Genomic DNA, 17,182 nt, shown 5'->3' on the forward strand with positions numbered 1-17,182 from the left:
TAGCACTATTAAACAAACAAAAAATACTGTATAGCAAATACCAGCACCAGAAAAAGACTTTCATAAAACCAGCGCTTGCGCGCATTGGAGAAATAATAAGCCAAAAGAACTGAACCTGGTGGCACACAAAGCAAAAAATGATAAATACGAAAGTCGGGCTTAGTATAAAAACTCAATATGCTAACTATAAACATGAAGAAAAGCATTTGAAAAGCCTTTCTTGTACTGATAAAACTCCTGAAAAAGTTCTCCTTCAGTTGCAGTGACGCAAGGATGATCATTAAAGCTACCGGGATCAGAACAAGGTAATCATTGTAATTAATCTTAAAAACAGAGGGAAATTTGTTGCCGAGTGGAAGCCATATTTTATAAAACTGAGATAGTCTATCACTCCAATAGTAGTAAACACCTATAAAAAAGAATATAATTAAAAATCCAACCAATCCTGAAACCCACTCCCTCCAGCTAAATGAGCGGTACAATAATAGGGATAGCCATAACAAAATAAGCATCACAATAAAAGGAAAGTAAATTAACGTGCCGATGGCAATGATCATTCCTATATCAAACATGATCATGATTGCGTTAGGAGATTTCCCGATCTTTAGGAACTTATCCATGATCAGAATTAACAAAAAATTACAGACTAATGTAGGACTAAGTATTAAAAAAGGCATAAATAAACTTCCGGCTGTGACATACAACAGTGCGGGTAAATAACCAGGTTTATTTAGTAATGAGTGATTATTGACTACCCTGTTAAACAATATTGATTGCACAAAAATCAAAATACCAGCCAGCGTAACGTTTGCCACTGGCGATATGCTATTAACCGGAATCGTAATCAGGAATTTTGCATAAGATTCAAGAAACTCAAACTGTAATATACTAGGTAGATCTGCATAGATGGCAATTCGCATAAAAAACGTATAAGCGAAAAGAATAAGCAGGTTTATTGGGTTTAAAGTTCTGAATTGATTGATCATGCCATTATTCTAATGGCAAAGTAAAGCAAATTATCTGGCAAACCTGTTTACAACATTTTCAATTATCTGTTCGGTTTCATCTGGAAAATAAAACCGATGTTCCTGCGGGTTATCTATCCAATCTCTGATAATTGGAATCCAGTTTTTATTACTACCCCATATAACGGGTAACCCAAACTGCTTTAAGGCATAAGCATTACACTGCTGTTCATACTGGAATTTCATAGGAACTACCAGCAATTTCTTTCCAAGGTAAAGTGCTTCAGCGGGCCCTTCAAAACCTCCTCCAGTGAGTAGGCCTACACATGATGCCAAGCTTTTGTTAAATATTGAGTTATCAATTTTACATACCTTAACATTTCCCGATTCGTAATCAGACAGGCAATGTTTTGAAAAAACCTCCCATTTCACGCTTGACAGCTTATTTAAAATAGGGACCAGGAACTTATCATCTATAGCCGGAAGATATACTGTATAATGTTCTCCAGTAGAAACTACCATTTCCCGGATTTCTTTTCGTATTACCGGGGTATTTATGAAATCATCATATCTGTCAAAATGAAAACCTACGTAATGTGTTGCAGGAGCGTAATATTTCATCACCAACTGCGCCCAATCTATACTTTTTGGTTTTGGAACTTTAGAAGATTGAAATGAAGCCTGGTGACTAAGCCCAACACTTTCGATACCTTTCGTTTTACATGCCCAGGCTGTTACAGGTTCAAAATCATTTAAAATAAGGTTATAATCTTTTAAAGGAATAGCTCTCATGTCTTTGATAAACCTGGGTAAATTCATAGTCTTCCAAGTCTCAAAATGATCTACACCTCCCTTTTTACCAAAAATAAAACTAAAACCATGCAGTTGGAATTTTACATCCTGGCTAAGTTTTACGTCTGCCTGTGTACCACTAATTAGCAGGTCTACATCTCCATACTTTTGTAATAAAGGCACAATCTCTCTTGCCCGACTCACATGCCCATTTCCGGTACCTTGTATAGAATATAGAATTTTCATTGGGATCGAATATCTGCAAATTTTGCGCTTTACACAATTTCTAATTTTATCTTTTGCAGAAGTGTACTAATATCTAACTTGCTATGCAAGTCCTCACCATCAGAAAGTACACCTTCTTCCACTTCATCCTTCTCAAAATCTTTTGGGTTGTATTTAAAAATATTCCAGGCTTTGTTATTATACTCTAAAGCGGTAAGGTTCTCTACCCAGTCGCCGCTATTTAAATACATCACAGAACCATTTTCAACAGTAACTTTTCGCATTTCAGGCTGATGTATATGCCCGCAAATGACATATTCATAATTACTTTCTACAGCAAGCTCCGCAGCCGTATATTCAAATTTATTAATAAACTTCACCGCATCTTTAAAATGCGCTTTAATCTTCTTTGAAAAGCTCATCTTGTCACGACCAATCAGGGTAAGCAACCAGTTGACCATGCTGTTTATTAAAATCAGCGTATCGTAACCAACCGCACCTAGCTTTGCAAGCCATTTTGAATGCTGCATGGTCACATCGAATATATCTCCATGAAAAAACCAGGCCTTTTTACCATCCAACTCTAAAATTAACTTATTCTGCAAATGGAAAGCACCCATGTGGATGTCGGAAAATTTTCTGAGTAATTCATCATGATTACCTGTCAGATAATACACAGGCACGCCTTCAACTACAAATTTCATTAGTTTACGAACGACTTTCATGTGGGTTTCTGGCCAATATCTCTTACTAAATTGCCAAATGTCAATGATATCGCCATTTAATATAACCATCTTAGGCTTTATGCTCTTCAGGTACTTTAAAAGTTCTCTGGCATGGCAACCATATGTACCTAGATGGACATCTGAAATTACAACAATTTCTAACTCTCTTTTAGACATCATCTTCCTCCATTATCAGTTCAAATGGCCCGAAGAAAAATACCAGAATGGCAATTAGGCAGACGAGTAAGAATAGTTCAGCCATGATGTACAGTTTATTTTACAAAACTGCAAAACATAGATTAACAACACATTAACCCATTGTTATGATTTTAAACGACTAATTTATTCTTTCTTTCGCTATAAAAGGCAAAACCAAGAGCAGCCAATAGCAGGATCGTTCCCACTAATGATATCTTTTCACCTAGATAATAGGAAACCGGCTCAAACTTAAATTCGACTTTATGATTTCCTGCTTCAAGTTCAGCAGCACGAAGTAAATAATCTGCCCTGAAATAAGGCTTTTCTTTACCATCAACATACATATTCCAGCCTTTATCGTAGTAAATCTCTGAAAAGACTGCAATGATGTTGCGTGGCGCACTGTAAGAATAAACAAGATGATCGGGATGATAGCTATCTAGCCTTATAGTGGCAGTAGGATCAGCACCAACATTATTACCGCTGATCAGACTTTTGTAACGCTGATCTACTATAGCTTCAACTTTAGGGTCGAAACTGCTAATTGCTTTCATCTCTTCGTCTCCGTCCTTTACATATTGTATTTGCTGAACTATCCAGGCATTGCCAGCAGCTGTGGCGTTACGGTTCATACTGTATGACCCGGTCTGCTGATTTTGAGTAATGATATACCGGGTATTTAACATATCCAAAACATCCTGGTTTACACTTTTGGTAAGCTGATTATCAATTAATTCCTGGAACCGTTTTAACTTCGCAGCATGATACCCACCGATAGTTTTATGAAATTGGGAAGTACTGGCGTCTTGAAAGGTATTGATACTTAGATCAAGTACCCTAAAATTAGGATCTTTATCTGAAGAAATTACGTTATCGACATCTCTCGGCTGAAAATGATTAGTCAGGTCGCTTTTGCTTGCAAAATTACTGCTGTTAAGATAACGTCGATCAACCTGCCACATGTCTATTAATACAGCAAGTCCCAATAATATTACTGCAGCCTGCATATTAATCTTCTTAGTAATCAATGCCCAAACTAATGCATAACCGATTGCAATAAATAACACAGTGCGCAATGCATCAGCTCTGGCAAGATCTGCACGATCCGACACCACAGCCGAAAGAATACTTTGAGCAACTCCTGCATTATTTTGTAGCATTTGTGTCAATGCTTGTAGCATTTGTTGGTGGTTTGAAGTAGTGAAGCTGAAAAACGCAGTAGGCATTATAGCAACAAGCAAGGCAAAGCCACCTGTTATTCCACCAGCAATTGTTAGCTTCTTTACTAAAGTTTTTTGATCATAAGCGCCATCCAGCGCCTCCTTTATCGACAAAAATGCCAACAAAGGAACCATCAGTCCCACCATCGCCAATATAGATTCTACAGCTCTAAACTTATTGTACATCGGGAAGTAAGCAAAGAAGAAATCTGAGACTAGCGGAAAGTTTTTACCAAATGAAAGCAACATAAAGAGAATAGTAGTTCCCAATATCCACCACTTTATCCGGTTTCTAACAATCAGAAGCCCGAAAACAAACAAGAAACATACAATAGCTCCAAAGTAATATGGACCGGAAGTTCCGGGTTTTTCACCCCAGTATTGCTGCAGTCCTAGCTGTTCGGCCAATTGCTGGATCGCACCTGTTGGATCACTTCCTGTAACGCCCTGTAGTGTTTTATAAGTATGGCTTTCCGGGTTTACAAGTGCTTCGATACTGGTAGCGCCACCATAAAGGTTTGGAATAAGAAAGGTAAAACTCTCCCCAACACCCTGGCTCCATCCATATGCATAATCTTTAGACAATCCATTAGTTTCTTCAGGTGCCCCTGTTGTCAAGTTGGATTTTCCCCTATTAGATTCTTGTCCATACTCGTAGGTAGTCCACAATTTACCTGCATTTACCATAAATGACAATAGCATTGCTACAGCCAGGAACGCGACTGCTTTACTGAACTCTTTTAGCTTTTTAGCCTTAATGGCGTGATAAACTTCAATACCAATAAAGATCAATAATGCAATCATCAGATAGTAGGTCATCTGAATATGATTGGCCCTAATTTCAAGTGCCATAAAAAGCGCAGTTAAACTACCTCCAACCCAATACCTTCCTCGAAGTGTCATGATCACGCCTGCAATAATTGGCGCACAAAAAGCAATAGCCAATGCCTTATTGCTATGCCCCGCAGCTATAATGATAAAGTTATAAGAAGTAAATGCAAAAGCAATTGCACCAGCGGCCGCAAGCCAAGGATTTATCCGTAGCACGCAAAATAAAAGATAAGCGCCTAAAAGGTATAATAAGACTACTCCAACAGGATCAGGAAATATCGCAGTAACTAAATCAATAACATATGTAGCCCCATTATAAGGGTGTTGCACCCAGATCTGATAAGCAGGCATTCCCCCAAACATTTGGTTGGTCCACAAAGGCCCCTTGCCGTCCTTTTCCTTAAACTCTATAATCTCCTTTGCAGTGGCTTTAGCTTGTAATACATCACTTTGAGCAGGCGCTTTGCCTTGAAGCACCGGACTGAAATACACGAAACAGATCACAACAAAGAATCCGATAATGGCAAGATGGATGCCGTTCGCTTTTAACCAATTATTCATTAAGGTTTGTTTAAGATTAAATAGCCCCAAACTTATATAAAATTGGTTTAATAAAAAAGGCGTAATTTTGTGTCATTATGGACGGAAAAAACAGAAAAGATATTTATCCGGGTGTTGAGGTAGAGATCATTTTGAAAAAAGATCAGAGGAATGGTAAATTGACCAATGGTATCGTGGCTAATTTACTAACCTCTGCTGCTTATCACTCCAGAGGAATTAAAGTTAGGCTGGAAGATGGACAGATTGGACGCGTTGCCAATGTAATTGAACTGCCATAATCTTTGTAGATTTGTAATAATTAAAATCCTTATCCGTCTATATTTGTAGTTAATATTAAAGTCATCAGCATGGCCCTATTAAAATTTATACTTATTACCTTTTTAGTAATCTATATTATCCGTGTTATTTTACGTTTAATATTTCCTGTTGTAATTAAAAACATATTTAGTAAGGCTCAACAGCAAGCTGGCTATCAGCAACAACAAAGATCAAATGCAAATCAACACCGTGAAGGAGACATTTCTATTGATTATATGCCTCCGCAACCTAAACAAGGTAATGCAGATAAACTGGGTGATTTTGTTGATTATGAAGAAGTCAAATAACCTTATTTAAATCGGTCTTCAAATACTTTTTCCATAGCAAACATTTCATCGCGCAACCTTGCCGCCAGCAAAAAGTCCATATCTTTTGCCGCCTTCGCCATATCCTTTCTAGTTTTGTCTATTGATTTTTGCATCTCCGCCTTTGTCATATATTGCACAATAGGATCTGCAGCTATGCTGACCTCATCAATTTCGATATAAGGTTTGGCTCGCCTATTCTCACCTGAAGAGAAATCTAAAACAGATGTTTGCTCTATGATAGCTTCTCTACTCTTACCAACTGTTTTCGGTGTAATACCATGCTCAAAATTATAGGCAATCTGTCTTTCCCGACGTCTATTGGTTTCATCTATGGTTTTATCCATAGAGTCTGTCATTTTATCCGCATACATGATTACACGACCTCTGTCATTACGCGCTGCCCGGCCAATGGTCTGTATGAGCGACCGTTCAGATCGCAGAAAACCTTCTTTATCTGCATCCAAAATGGCAACCAGAGAAACTTCTGGCAAATCAAGCCCTTCTCTTAAAAGATTAATACCAATAAGAACATCAAATTCGCCTAATCTAAGTCCTCTTAAGATCTCAACCCGATCTAATGTTTTAACCTCAGAGTGGATATAACGGCATTTTATATTAAGCCTATCCATATACTTAGTGAGCTCTTCTGCCGTTCTTTTTGTTAAGGTGGTTACCAGTATCCTATCCCCCAATTTTATAGTTTTATCTATTTCATCAAGCAGATCATCGACCTGATTTATAGCTGGGCGCACTTCAATTATAGGATCTAGAAGCCCAGTTGGTCGGATTACCTGTTCAATCACAATACCTTCAGATTTTTGCAATTCATAATCTGCTGGCGTTGCACTTACATATATAGTCTGAGGGGCAAGTCGCTCAAATTCCTCAAAATTTAGCGGCCTGTTGTCCAATGCTGACGGCAACCTGAAACCATATTCAACCAATGCCATTTTCCTGGATCTGTCTCCTCCATACATCGCCCTAATCTGCGGTACTGTAACGTGGCTTTCATCAATTACCATCAGGTAATCATCGGGAAAGTAATCCAGCAAGCAGAAAGGCCGCATTCCAGGAGAACGCCCATCAAAGAATCTGGAATAATTTTCAATGCCCGAGCAGTAACCCAGCTCCTTCATCATTTCAATATCGAAATTTACCCGCTCTTCTAATCGCTTAGCCTCTAACAGTTGCCTGTCTTCTATCAGTTGATTTTTGCGGATCTCCAATTCCTCTTGAATCCCCCAGATAGATGAATTGAATCGGTCTTTAGGTGTCACAAAAAGATTTGCTGGATATATAGTCATATCTTCCAGTTTTTCAAGTGTTTTACCAGTAACCGGATCAATTACGCTCAATTCTTCCACGTCATCACCAAAAAAGGAGATGCGGTAGGCGCTATCCAAATAGGCTGGGAATATATCAACCGTATCCCCCTTTACCCTAAAGGTCCCTCTCTTAAAGTCATTTATCGTTCTGGCATATAAGATCTCTACCAAGCTGTGTAAAAATGAGTTTCTGGAAATTCTTGTTCCAACTGAAAACCGGAATACCGACTTTGAAAAATCTTCAGGATTTCCCATACCATAAATACAGGAAATAGAAGAGACAACAATAACGTCTCTGCGGCCAGACATCAAAGCTGATGTTGTTCTTAACCTTAATTTTTCAATTTCCTCATTAATGCTAAGGTCCTTTTCAATGTATGTATTTGTACTGGGCATAAAAGCCTCAGGTTGATAATAATCATAATATGAAACGAAATAATTCACAGCATTTTCCGGGAAAAACTGTTTGAATTCTCCGTAAAGTTGAGCAGCAAGGGTTTTATTGTGACTCAGTATTAAAGTAGGCTTTTGAGTTTGTTCTATAACATTCGCCACGGTAAACGTTTTACCAGATCCCGTTACTCCCAAAAGTGTTTGGTAATGCTCATTAGCCTCTACGCCCTGAACCAATTGTGTTATTGCGTTTGGCTGATCGCCCGTTGGTTTATAATCAGAAACAATATTGAATTTCATAGTATTCAAATTTAGGCAAAAAAATAGTAAATTTATTCAAAGCCAATGTCGATAAAGGCTATATTTAAGTATAGTATTCGACCTCAATAAAACAAATTCTATAGCAAATGTATGTAAAGAAAAACTTACCAAAAGTCAAATTATGAATAGGTTCAATTGATGAAGAAATGACAAGTAAGACTTATATTGTGCCCGGATTAGGCGATGCAGGAGACCTTGCCTATGGAGCTAAGCTATGATTAAACACCTATTTTTTGACCTCGACCATACCATCTGGGATTTTGATAAGAATGCACAGGAAACGCTGAATGAGCTTTATATAACTTACAAGCTTGATGATTTGGGATGTTCGTCTGCAGCTGACTTCATTGTGCTTTACACCGAAAATAACCATTCCCTCTGGAGACAATACCACTTGGGTGAAATCACAAAAGAGACTCTTCGTGCCGAGAGGTTCCACAGAACCTTCGTACAATTGGGAATACCTCCGGAAAGTGTGCCCCATCAGTTTGAGGACGATTATGTTCGTCTTACTCCCACTAAAACCAATCTTTTTTCTGGTTCTGAAAAGGTGCTTAACTATTTAAAGCAGAAATATACACTCCACATCATTTCTAATGGTTTCAAAGAATCTACATTGATGAAGATGTCGGTTTCAAATCTGAATCCTTACTTCTCCAATGTGATCATTTCTGAGGATGTAGGCGTAAATAAACCCAACAAACGCATCTTTGAATATGCTTTAGAAAAAGCTGGCGCTACAAAAACGGAAAGTATTATGATTGGTGATAGTGTAGAAGCGGACATACGAGGTGCACAAGACTTTGGGATCAAAGCCATCTACTTTAATCCAATGAACTTGGAAAAACCGAACGATGTACTCTGGCAAATTAACCATCTGGAGGAATTACTTCAACACTTTTAGAATCATTAACTAATGAGCATTCAAAAAGATTACCAAATCATATTGAAAGTTGTTGCTGATTATAAAGAAAAATTGGCAGTTATAAGCGTTGAGGAGTGGCAATTAGCTCCACCTATAGGCGGATGGTCATACAGCGAAGTGTATTTTCATATTTTCGATTCAAGCATTCTTACATTGGATGCGCTCGCCGAAGCGGCCAGAGGGAATGGTAAAGTTGTTGCTACCCCTTTTGTTAGCAAACTTATCTTATTCTTTGGAAGCTTGCCTCCCGGTAAAAAATTTCAGGCACCAAAAAAACTTGCAGAGCGTATTAAAAAAATTAGTCGCGAAGAAGCCTCTTTATTGATCAGTCAATTTGTAACCCATCTTGACGCAGAAATGCTGCAAATGCAGCATGCAAATCGCTCCGTAAAAACCAAACACCCAAGACTAGGCTACTTCAATGCATTTCAATGGCTTCGCTTCACCCACATACACCTAAGTCACCATTTAAAGCAGTTAAATAGAATTGAGAAGAGTTTTAAATTTACATCTTTGCAGCAATGAAGATACCTACCATAAAAGGTTTCGATGAGGAGGCTTTCCAGAAGTATGTAAAAAATACAGGCTGGCTCATGTTTGGGAAGGTAATGAGCATGCTGGTAACCATACTTGTTGCAAGATATTTGAAACCCGACTTGTTTGGCGACCTTAATTTTGCCATGGCAATGACCTTTATAATTGCAGCCGTTGGAACACTAGGTCTGGATACGTTCATCATCAGGGAAATCATTAACGAGCCTTCAAAGAAAGATGAAATTCTAGGGACATCACTTTGGATGAGGCTGGGTATAAATTCTATACTAGTACCTATCAGCGTGTTGATTTACCTGGGTTTTCACCATTTCTCCAAACAGCCGGGCAATTCGTTAACATGGATTATTTTCTTTTTCGCATTAACATCCTTTTTTAAGTCTTTCAATGTCATCGATGCCTACTTTCAATCTCAGGTTAAGGCAAAGTATGTTGTACAGGTTCAAAACATTCAGATTATTCTGACTACCGCATTTAAAGCACTATTAGTGTGGATTAATGCCGATTTAATATGGTTTGCGGTAGCAGTTGCTGTTGATGCCGTTTTTCTGGCTACCGGCTTAGTCATTATGTACCACAGACAGGGCTTTAAACTCAGGCACTGGACGTTTAGAAAGTCTCGGGCAAAGTTATTACTGAAACAATCTTATCCCTTGATGTTCTCGGCCGTGATGGTTTCCATTTACATGAAAATCGATCAGGTAATGCTTAAGAGTGCCGGAAGCGAAGCCGTAGGCATATATAGTGCGGCTGCAAACATAAGTGAAGCATGGCTATTCATTCCTATAGCTATAGTGACTTCGGTATTTCCAGCGATCATAAACGCCCGCAAAACTGATTTGGAACGGTACAAAAAACGGCTGGTTAACCTGTATGATTTACTGGTTTATATTAGTTTGCCCACTGCAATATTTATTAGCTTTTTTGGAAGCGACATCACCAATCTTGTTTATGGCGACAAGTTTTTTGGGTCCGGGCAAATGCTATCTATCCACATTTGGTCGGGCATATTTGTTTTCCTCGGCAGTGCGAGTTCCCAATTTCTATTAGCCGAAAATTATAATGGCATTGCGCTGCAAAGAACCATAGCTGGCGCGATTGTGAATATTATGCTCAATCTTTGGCTTATCCCTCTATATGGAGGAATTGGGACATCAATAGCAACGCTGATTGCATATTGTGTATCTACCTTTTACATCCTGCTTATTCCTAAAACCAGAGAGCAAGGTATTTTGATGTTAAAATCACTTTTTTTAATACACTTATTTCAAAAAATAACGACTAGGGGGAATGCACGATAGCATGATTCTGTTAACTTTGGTATCCAAACCGATAGTAATACAATGAAATCCTTAAGAAAGGCTGTGAGATCTTTAATTTATATCCCCATTGATAAATGGCGAAAAACACAACTAAGATCCAAGATAAAAACAAATGTCGAAAAGCTACAGATCATTATCGGAGCCCACAATACCGATTACGACTCGTGGTTACCTACAAATATTGAAAGCCTGAACCTTTTGCAAATTGATTCCTTTAAGTATCTCTTTGGAGATAAGAAAGCAACCCGTTTCCTTGCTGAGCATGTATTTGAACACATCAGTTATCATGACGCACTTATCGCTTTAAAAAATTGTTATCAATACCTGGAAAAAGGTGGCTCAGTAAGAATTGCAGTGCCAGATGGTTTTCATCCTAATCCGGAATATATCAATATGGTAAAACCTGGAGGTTTCGGTGAAGGAGCTCACGATCATAAGCTGTTATATGACTATAAAAAACTGTCCGCTGTATTCGAAGAGGCAGGATTTACGCCGAGCTTGTTGGAATACTATGATGAAAGTGGGAAATTTCATTTTACGGAATGGGATAGTAAAGACGGTCATGTGATCCGCTCTAAAAGGTACGATAAACGCTTCAAAGAGCCTTTAGGTTATTCTTCATTAATCATCGATGGAATTAAAGATTAAGCATTGTGAAAAGTAAATTATCAAAAACAACCCTGTTAGAGCCAGGGAAACTTAAAGTTCTGTTATCGCTTGGTTTTAAAGGTTATCTGGCCGACAAAGGCTGGTTTGATGCTTTCAAAACAAAATCTGCGATCGATGAAAATGGACATGCCATACCTTGGGTAACCTATTCTTTTATCGATTTTATAAAAGACCGCATCACAAAACAGCAAAATATATTTGAATTCGGGTCAGGAAACTCTACCATATTCTATGCTAAACTGGCTGGTTCGGTTTATTCAGTAGAGCATGATAAAGAATGGTTTGAGAAAAGCTCAAAGATTAACTTATCTAATGTAAAAATGATTCAATGTGATCTAAAAACAGATGGCGAATACTGTAGAAGTGCTGCGCCAACGGGCATTAAATTTCATGTAATCATAGTAGACGGAAGGGATAGGGTAAATTGTTGTAAACAGGCTATTCATTCCCTAACAGAAGATGGAATAGTTGTTTTGGACGATTCTGAAAGATCTGAATATGCTGAAGCTCACGCCTTCTTTAAAGAAAATGGGTTTAAATACCTTCCTTTTTCAGGAATGGCTCCAGGTGTTATTATCTCAAAATACACTTCCATTTTTTACAAATCCAATAACTGTTTAGGAATTTAAAATCAGCAATTAATGGCAATTGTAACGAACAACATCGCTGATGCTTATAATGATTTCTACACAGGTAAAGAAGTAGAATGGCGCATGCTTGGCGCAAAGTCTAAAGCACAAAATATTATTGAAGTTTGCAAATCAATTAAACCAAGTAAGGTATTGGAGGTAGGTGCAGGCGATGGCAGCATACTTCATTACCTGGATCAATGGAAATTTGCTGAAGAGTTATATGCGCTGGAAATTGCAGATAGTGGCGTTGCCATTATAGAAAAAAGAAACCTAAACAGTGTTAAAGACGTAAAAGCCTTTGATGGTTACACCATTCCTTACGATGATAATGCTTTTGACCTTGTTATATTGGCACATGTGCTTGAACATGTAGAGCATGAGCGAGTTTTGTTAAGAGAGCTTAAACGGGTAGCCAAATTCATCGTTATAGAAGTACCCCTGGATTATCGGTTTGGTATAGATAAGAGAATGAAGCATTTCCTTGATTATGGGCATATAAACATGTACACGCCAACTTTGATCAAATTTCTTCTGCAAAGTGAGGGCCTGGAAATTAAAGCTGATAAGACCTCTTTAACACCAATTGAAACCATAATATTTTGCGAATTTAATGTGCTAAAAAAACAAAGGTCTTTTTCTACTATTTTCAGAATTGAAATGGAATACCGGATAAAAAAACTGCTGGGTAACTTGCTTGGCAAGAATAAAACAGAACAATTCGGTAATGCCTACACTGTACTTACTGAGAAATCTACACAGAATCTGCAAATATTTTAAGTATGCAAACCTTTGCGCCAATTGCCTTATTTGTTTACAACAGACCGCAGCATACTGCCAGGACAATAAAATTCTTACAACAAAATGAACTTGCAATTGAGAGTAGGTTATTTATATTTTCTGATGGACCAAGATCAGCAAATGATCAGCAGGCCATTCAGGAAGTGAGAGAGATAATCAATAACGTAGAGGGGTTCAAATCTATTAAAGTAATAGAAAGGCCAGAAAACATGGGGCTTGCTAATTCTATTATTGCAGGAGTAACAATGCTTGTTAACGATTATGGAAAGGTGATTGTATTTGAAGATGATCTGATTACCTCACCTTACACATTAACTTATTTCAACGAAGCATTGGATCTTTATAAAGATAACGAAAAGGTAATGCACATTGGCGCTTACATGTATAACCTAAAAGAAGAGTTGCCAGAAACTTTCTTTTACCGCGCAGCTACAAGTTGGGGCTGGGCCACATGGAACCGCGCATGGAAAAACTTTGAACCCAATATTGACACCCTGATTGGCCAGTTTGACAAACAAAAGAAAAGCGCATTCTCTATTGAAAATTCAATGAATTTCTGGAAGCAAATGGAGGACTTCAAAAATGGGAAGAACAATTCATGGGCAATTAGATGGTATGCATCTATTTTCTTAAAAGGCGGACTTACACTCAATCCTTCCAAATCGCTGGTTAACAATATAGGTCACGATGGCTCTGGAATACATTCTGGAATTAATGACATCTATAATGTTGTAATCAATCCTAAACGCATAACTTATTTCCCGGCAGTAATAGCTGAAGATCATCAAGCATATCAGGCTGTTAAAGGTTTCCTGGCAAATAGAAAAGGGTCACTATGGATGCGGCTAAAAAGATATGTTGTAGAACGTTTAAGATAATCCTTTTCTAGCCTCCACGATGATGTAGGGCGAAAGTTGTTTCGAATCAAAAGGAATAAGCTTAGTAAGTACCTTACCAGCAATCCATATTGATTTTTTTAACACCCTGGTAGCTGCGGGCTTCTGTTTTTCATTTTCCAACCACACACTGAACCTTCCAAAATATCTGGATTGTATTATATCAAGGCCCGCCTTTTTGCATATTACTGCAAGTAAATCAGGATCCATGCAACTGATATTGTGTTTATCGTAGTTTTCTTTATCGTAGGTCTTTTGAAGCCAACCATTAACTGCCTTAAAATTTGGTAACGTAATAAACAAGCTGCCGCCTGGTTTTAGAAAAGCAATATGCCTGTTAATAATGTCCTCAGTATCGTTAAAATGCTCTATCAGTCCGCAGGACAAAACCAGATCATATTTACGTTCAGGGGTATAATTAAAAAGATCAGTCTCAATAATATGTATATCGCTTGCTTTAAGATTATTTGCCTCAAGTAGCGAATTGGTGACAGGCTCATGCACGAAGTAATCCAATAGTGTAACATCAATCTTAAAATATTTTTTTAAGAATACTGCATAATAGCCAGGAAAGCCACCAAGCTCAATCGCAGATTTAACACCCTGATGTTTGATAATTGACCTGAGCTCTTTATGAAAAAGATAATTAGGCGGTATGTTGACTGACAGATCATTTTTACGCTCCCAATAATTCACCCAAAATTGTCTGTCTGTTAGCAGGTTTGCCATATTATTTCTTTAAGTCTTTTAAAATTTTAGCAACCGCACGCTCAATCTGCGGATCTTTTCCTTGCAATCTGGCCATAAATGTAGTTTTAACGAAAATATCTGGAGAGATCCTTGTATTGATTTCATCTCCCGGCATAGCAGTAATTCTACTGGCAGATTCGCCTGCAGAAGAAACCTTCCACAAGTCGCCATCAAAACTAAAAACTACCATTTGACCATCAGGACTGAGTGCTGGATTAGCAAGAAAGTAAGGATCGCCCTGTGCGAAGGCCAAGGTATTTGAGAACAGGATAAAAAGGCTAAAGGCACAAAATAATCTCTTCATAAAAGCATTAAACTGGATATATGAACGAAAATACACAAGAATTTGAGAAAGGATGAAACTTAGCCAAAATAACAATAAATTTACCCGAAAAATCAAGCCTATTCAATTGAAAATAGTACATCTAAATACCTATGAAGGAAATGGTGGCGCCGGAAGGGCCTGTTTAAGATTAAACAAGGCACTCAACGCCATAGGGGTAGAATCAAAAGTGATGGTCTATTTCCAATTTAAAGAGAGCAGCCTCACTGGAACATTTAGTAATGGTCCTTTCAGGAGGGCAAAAGCAGTGTTTAACATCCTTGCAGAACGCTACCTTTCTAAGGCTTTTTCGAAAGCAGTTAAAACCCCATTTTCTTTGCAATGGTTTGGCAGTTCCGTAATTAACCACCCCTCAGTTAAAGAGGCAGATATTATTCATCTCCATTGGATTAACCACGGGTTTTTATCTCCAAAATTTATAGCCGAACTGGATCTGCTGGATAAACCAATCGTTTGGACTTTTCATGATAGCAATGCTTTTACCGGTGGCTGTCATGTCCGTTACTCTTGCGAAAACTATCACAAAGAATGTGGTTTTTGCCCTTTATTAAAACAGAGTGGCAAGGATGATCTTTCTCATAAAACCTGGCTTAGAAAAAAGAAAGCATACTCAGAACTTAATTGCCATATTGTTGCACCAAGTAACTGGATGGCCAACTCTGTCAAATTGAGCAGCTTAATGGGATTTCGCTCCACTACCGTTATTCCTAACACTATAGAGACCGGCGTTTTTAAGCCCTATGTAAAATCTGAGGCAAAAAAGATTTTGAAGATCAGCCCTGATAAATTTGTATTGATGAGTGGTTTTATGCCCTCTAAAAACGACAAGCATAAAGGAACCTCGTATCTCATTGAAGCATTGAATGATTTGTCTACAAGACCAGGAATAGATAAAAATAAGATTGAACTTGTAATCTTCGGCAATAAGGAAAATGCAGAAATGCCGGAGTTCCCATTTAAAACCACTTTTCTGGGCACGATTGCCAACGATGAACACCTTGCAAAATGCTATTCTGCTGCAGATGTATTCGTAACCCCTTCTTTGGAAGATAATTTACCGAACACGGTAATGGAAAGTCTGGCTTGCGCTACACCTGTAGTAGCTTTTACAACAGGCGGAATACCAGATATGATAAAACATTTACAAAACGGTTACTTGGCAGCTTACGAATCATCAGAAGACCTCGCTACTGGTATAGAATGGCTATATCACGATGAAAATGCAGTAGAAATCCAGAAAGAAGCCAGAAAAACAATTCTAAATCAATTTTCTGAAGCAGTAGTTGCACAAAAGCACTACCTATTATACCAATCACTAATAGATTTAATGCCTAAATAATAGTATATTACGGCTAACCATGCAGCCAAAACTAAGCGTTATCACCATCGTATATAACAATGTTAAAGACATTGAACGCACGCTGCTGTCTGTATTAAATCAAACTTATAAAAATATAGAATACATTATTATCGATGGCGCTTCTACTGACGGCACAAGTCGTATTCTTGAGCTTTACAAGGACAGGATTTCGAAACTGATTTCTGAACCTGATAAAGGAATCTATGATGCAATGAACAAAGGCTTGGCCATGGCAACAGGTGATTATATTCTATTTATGAACTCCGGAGATGAGATATATTCCATAGAAACAGTTGCTGAAGTATTCGAAACTGCTGATTCTGCTGACATATATTATGGCGAAACAGAAATGTATAATAACAATTGGGAAAGCCTTGGTCAACGCAGGCACCGTGCACCAGAGCACTTTAATTGGCGTAGCTTTAAATTAGGAATGAGTATTAGCCATCAGGCTATCTACATAAAAAGAGCCATTACAGAGCCATTTGATTTAAGTTACAAATACAGTTCAGATATTGACTGGATCATTAAATGTGCAAAAAAAGCATCCAATATAGTAAATACACACATTTATGTGGCTAAATACCTGGTAGGTGGCATGTCTAAGAAAAAACACTTTGCAAGTCTAAAAGAACGTTTTAAAATATTCGGAAAATACTATGGACTGATACCAAACCTGATTAACCATTTATTTATTGCCATCAGTTTGGCTGGCTATTTCATAAGGCATAGAAGAACGAACGATTAATCACA

General features: G+C 37.9%; 18 protein-coding genes and 1 pseudogene. 12 read left to right on the forward strand and 7 right to left on the reverse strand.

Translation table 11 applies throughout. The features are described 5' to 3' along the window. Positions 1-8 precede the first annotated feature (8 nt). The 4 genes from ACVWYN_RS00665 to ACVWYN_RS00680 form a co-directional block, all read right to left on the reverse strand. Positions 9-986, reverse strand: a complete 978-nt coding sequence (locus tag ACVWYN_RS00665) for a DUF6427 family protein (protein ID WP_457286891.1) — start codon at positions 984-986, stop codon at positions 9-11. A 30-nt stretch (positions 987-1,016) separates the two neighbouring features. Next, positions 1,017-2,003 (reverse strand): glycosyltransferase family protein, encoded by a 987-nt coding sequence (locus ACVWYN_RS00670; RefSeq protein WP_457286892.1) that lies wholly within the window; start codon positions 2,001-2,003, stop codon positions 1,017-1,019. Between the two features lie 29 nt (positions 2,004-2,032). After that, positions 2,033-2,884, reverse strand: a complete 852-nt coding sequence (locus tag ACVWYN_RS00675; protein WP_457287647.1) for a UDP-2,3-diacylglucosamine diphosphatase — start codon at positions 2,882-2,884, stop codon at positions 2,033-2,035. Positions 2,885-3,036: 152 nt separating this feature from the next. Further along, positions 3,037-5,517 (reverse strand): YfhO family protein, encoded by a 2,481-nt coding sequence (locus ACVWYN_RS00680; RefSeq protein ID WP_457286893.1) that lies wholly within the window; start codon positions 5,515-5,517, stop codon positions 3,037-3,039. Positions 5,518-5,594: 77 nt separating this feature from the next. Here ACVWYN_RS00680 and ACVWYN_RS00685 point away from each other — a divergent pair, with 77 nt between their 5' ends. Both ACVWYN_RS00685 and ACVWYN_RS00690 read left to right on the forward strand, forming a co-directional pair. Beyond that, positions 5,595-5,795 carry a YwbE family protein gene (locus tag ACVWYN_RS00685; protein WP_457286894.1) on the forward strand — a complete coding sequence of 67 codons (201 nt, stop codon included), beginning with the start codon at positions 5,595-5,597 and terminating at the stop codon, positions 5,793-5,795. Between the two features lie 69 nt (positions 5,796-5,864). Then, positions 5,865-6,122 carry a DUF4834 family protein gene (locus ACVWYN_RS00690; protein WP_457286895.1) on the forward strand — a complete coding sequence of 86 codons (258 nt, stop codon included), beginning with the start codon at positions 5,865-5,867 and terminating at the stop codon, positions 6,120-6,122. Between the two features lie 2 nt (positions 6,123-6,124). On the opposite strand, the gene uvrB is transcribed toward ACVWYN_RS00690, so the two are convergent. Further along, positions 6,125-8,161, reverse strand: a complete 2,037-nt coding sequence (gene uvrB / locus ACVWYN_RS00695; protein WP_457286896.1) for an excinuclease ABC subunit UvrB — start codon at positions 8,159-8,161, stop codon at positions 6,125-6,127. Positions 8,162-8,271: 110 nt separating this feature from the next. Between uvrB and ACVWYN_RS00700 the strand changes: the two are divergent. The 8 genes and pseudogenes from ACVWYN_RS00700 to ACVWYN_RS00735 form a co-directional block, all read left to right on the forward strand. Beyond that, positions 8,272-8,400, forward strand: a pseudogene (locus ACVWYN_RS00700) (uracil phosphoribosyltransferase); the annotation flags it as partial. Then, entirely contained in the window at positions 8,397-9,086 is a 690-nt protein-coding gene (locus ACVWYN_RS00705; protein ID WP_457286897.1) for a YjjG family noncanonical pyrimidine nucleotidase, read from the forward strand. The pseudogene ACVWYN_RS00700 and the gene ACVWYN_RS00705, both read left to right, overlap by 4 nt. Before the next feature lie 12 nt (positions 9,087-9,098). Next, a complete protein-coding gene (locus ACVWYN_RS00710) occupies positions 9,099-9,632 on the forward strand; it encodes a DinB family protein (RefSeq protein ID WP_457286898.1) in 534 nt (177 codons plus the stop codon). Then, entirely contained in the window at positions 9,629-10,960 is a 1,332-nt protein-coding gene (locus tag ACVWYN_RS00715) for a flippase (RefSeq protein ID WP_457286899.1), read from the forward strand. The genes ACVWYN_RS00710 and ACVWYN_RS00715 overlap by 4 nt, the downstream gene beginning before the upstream one ends. Positions 10,961-11,002: 42 nt before the next feature. After that, positions 11,003-11,629 (forward strand): class I SAM-dependent methyltransferase, encoded by a 627-nt coding sequence (locus tag ACVWYN_RS00720; RefSeq protein WP_457286900.1) that lies wholly within the window; start codon positions 11,003-11,005, stop codon positions 11,627-11,629. 5 nt (positions 11,630-11,634) lie between these two features. Continuing rightward, positions 11,635-12,279 (forward strand): FkbM family methyltransferase, encoded by a 645-nt coding sequence (locus ACVWYN_RS00725; RefSeq protein WP_457286901.1) that lies wholly within the window; start codon positions 11,635-11,637, stop codon positions 12,277-12,279. Positions 12,280-12,291: 12 nt separating this feature from the next. Beyond that, positions 12,292-13,059, forward strand: a complete 768-nt coding sequence (locus ACVWYN_RS00730; protein ID WP_457286902.1) for a class I SAM-dependent methyltransferase — start codon at positions 12,292-12,294, stop codon at positions 13,057-13,059. A 2-nt stretch (positions 13,060-13,061) separates the two neighbouring features. Beyond that, positions 13,062-13,958 (forward strand): glycosyltransferase, encoded by an 897-nt coding sequence (locus tag ACVWYN_RS00735; protein ID WP_457286903.1) that lies wholly within the window; start codon positions 13,062-13,064, stop codon positions 13,956-13,958. Here the strand turns inward: ACVWYN_RS00735 and ACVWYN_RS00740 are convergent. Both ACVWYN_RS00740 and ACVWYN_RS00745 read right to left on the reverse strand, forming a co-directional pair. Next, on the reverse strand, positions 13,950-14,705 hold the full coding sequence (locus tag ACVWYN_RS00740; protein WP_457286904.1) for a class I SAM-dependent methyltransferase: 756 nt from the start codon (positions 14,703-14,705) through the stop codon (positions 13,950-13,952). The two genes, ACVWYN_RS00735 and ACVWYN_RS00740, sit on opposite strands and share 9 nt — an antisense overlap. Before the next feature lies 1 nt (position 14,706). Further along, on the reverse strand, positions 14,707-15,030 hold the full coding sequence (locus ACVWYN_RS00745) for a hypothetical protein (protein WP_457286905.1): 324 nt from the start codon (positions 15,028-15,030) through the stop codon (positions 14,707-14,709). 106 nt (positions 15,031-15,136) lie between these two features. Between ACVWYN_RS00745 and ACVWYN_RS00750 the strand changes: the two genes are divergently transcribed. Together ACVWYN_RS00750 and ACVWYN_RS00755 are read left to right on the forward strand one after the other, a co-directional pair. Next, positions 15,137-16,408: a glycosyltransferase family 4 protein gene (locus ACVWYN_RS00750; RefSeq protein ID WP_457286906.1), complete on the forward strand. Its 1,272-nt coding sequence runs from the start codon at positions 15,137-15,139 to the stop codon at positions 16,406-16,408. A 19-nt stretch (positions 16,409-16,427) separates the two neighbouring features. Next, positions 16,428-17,177 carry a glycosyltransferase family 2 protein gene (locus tag ACVWYN_RS00755; RefSeq protein WP_457286907.1) on the forward strand — a complete coding sequence of 250 codons (750 nt, stop codon included), beginning with the start codon at positions 16,428-16,430 and terminating at the stop codon, positions 17,175-17,177. Positions 17,178-17,182 lie beyond the last annotated feature (5 nt).

Source organism: Pedobacter sp. UYP24 (assembly GCF_054057295.1).

Bases quoted from the DNA above. Each gene is read 5' to 3' on its own strand.
- ACVWYN_RS00665 (WP_457286891.1), bottom strand. From the start codon at position 986: ATGATCAATCAATTCAGAACTTTAAACCCAATAAACCTGCTTATTCTT.
- ACVWYN_RS00670 (WP_457286892.1), bottom strand. From the start codon at position 2,003: ATGAAAATTCTATATTCTATACAAGGTACCGGAAATGGGCATGTGAGT.
- ACVWYN_RS00675 (WP_457287647.1), bottom strand. From the start codon at position 2,884: ATGTCTAAAAGAGAGTTAGAAATTGTTGTAATTTCAGATGTCCATCTA.
- ACVWYN_RS00680 (WP_457286893.1), bottom strand. From the start codon at position 5,517: ATGAATAATTGGTTAAAAGCGAACGGCATCCATCTTGCCATTATCGGA.
- ACVWYN_RS00685 (WP_457286894.1), top strand. From the start codon at position 5,595: ATGGACGGAAAAAACAGAAAAGATATTTATCCGGGTGTTGAGGTAGAG.
- ACVWYN_RS00690 (WP_457286895.1), top strand. From the start codon at position 5,865: ATGGCCCTATTAAAATTTATACTTATTACCTTTTTAGTAATCTATATT.
- uvrB (WP_457286896.1), bottom strand. From the start codon at position 8,161: ATGAAATTCAATATTGTTTCTGATTATAAACCAACGGGCGATCAGCCA.
- ACVWYN_RS00705 (WP_457286897.1), top strand. From the start codon at position 8,397: ATGATTAAACACCTATTTTTTGACCTCGACCATACCATCTGGGATTTT.
- ACVWYN_RS00710 (WP_457286898.1), top strand. From the start codon at position 9,099: ATGAGCATTCAAAAAGATTACCAAATCATATTGAAAGTTGTTGCTGAT.
- ACVWYN_RS00715 (WP_457286899.1), top strand. From the start codon at position 9,629: ATGAAGATACCTACCATAAAAGGTTTCGATGAGGAGGCTTTCCAGAAG.
- ACVWYN_RS00720 (WP_457286900.1), top strand. From the start codon at position 11,003: ATGAAATCCTTAAGAAAGGCTGTGAGATCTTTAATTTATATCCCCATT.
- ACVWYN_RS00730 (WP_457286902.1), top strand. From the start codon at position 12,292: ATGGCAATTGTAACGAACAACATCGCTGATGCTTATAATGATTTCTAC.
- ACVWYN_RS00735 (WP_457286903.1), top strand. From the start codon at position 13,062: ATGCAAACCTTTGCGCCAATTGCCTTATTTGTTTACAACAGACCGCAG.
- ACVWYN_RS00740 (WP_457286904.1), bottom strand. From the start codon at position 14,705: ATGGCAAACCTGCTAACAGACAGACAATTTTGGGTGAATTATTGGGAG.
- ACVWYN_RS00745 (WP_457286905.1), bottom strand. From the start codon at position 15,030: ATGAAGAGATTATTTTGTGCCTTTAGCCTTTTTATCCTGTTCTCAAAT.
- ACVWYN_RS00755 (WP_457286907.1), top strand. From the start codon at position 16,428: ATGCAGCCAAAACTAAGCGTTATCACCATCGTATATAACAATGTTAAA.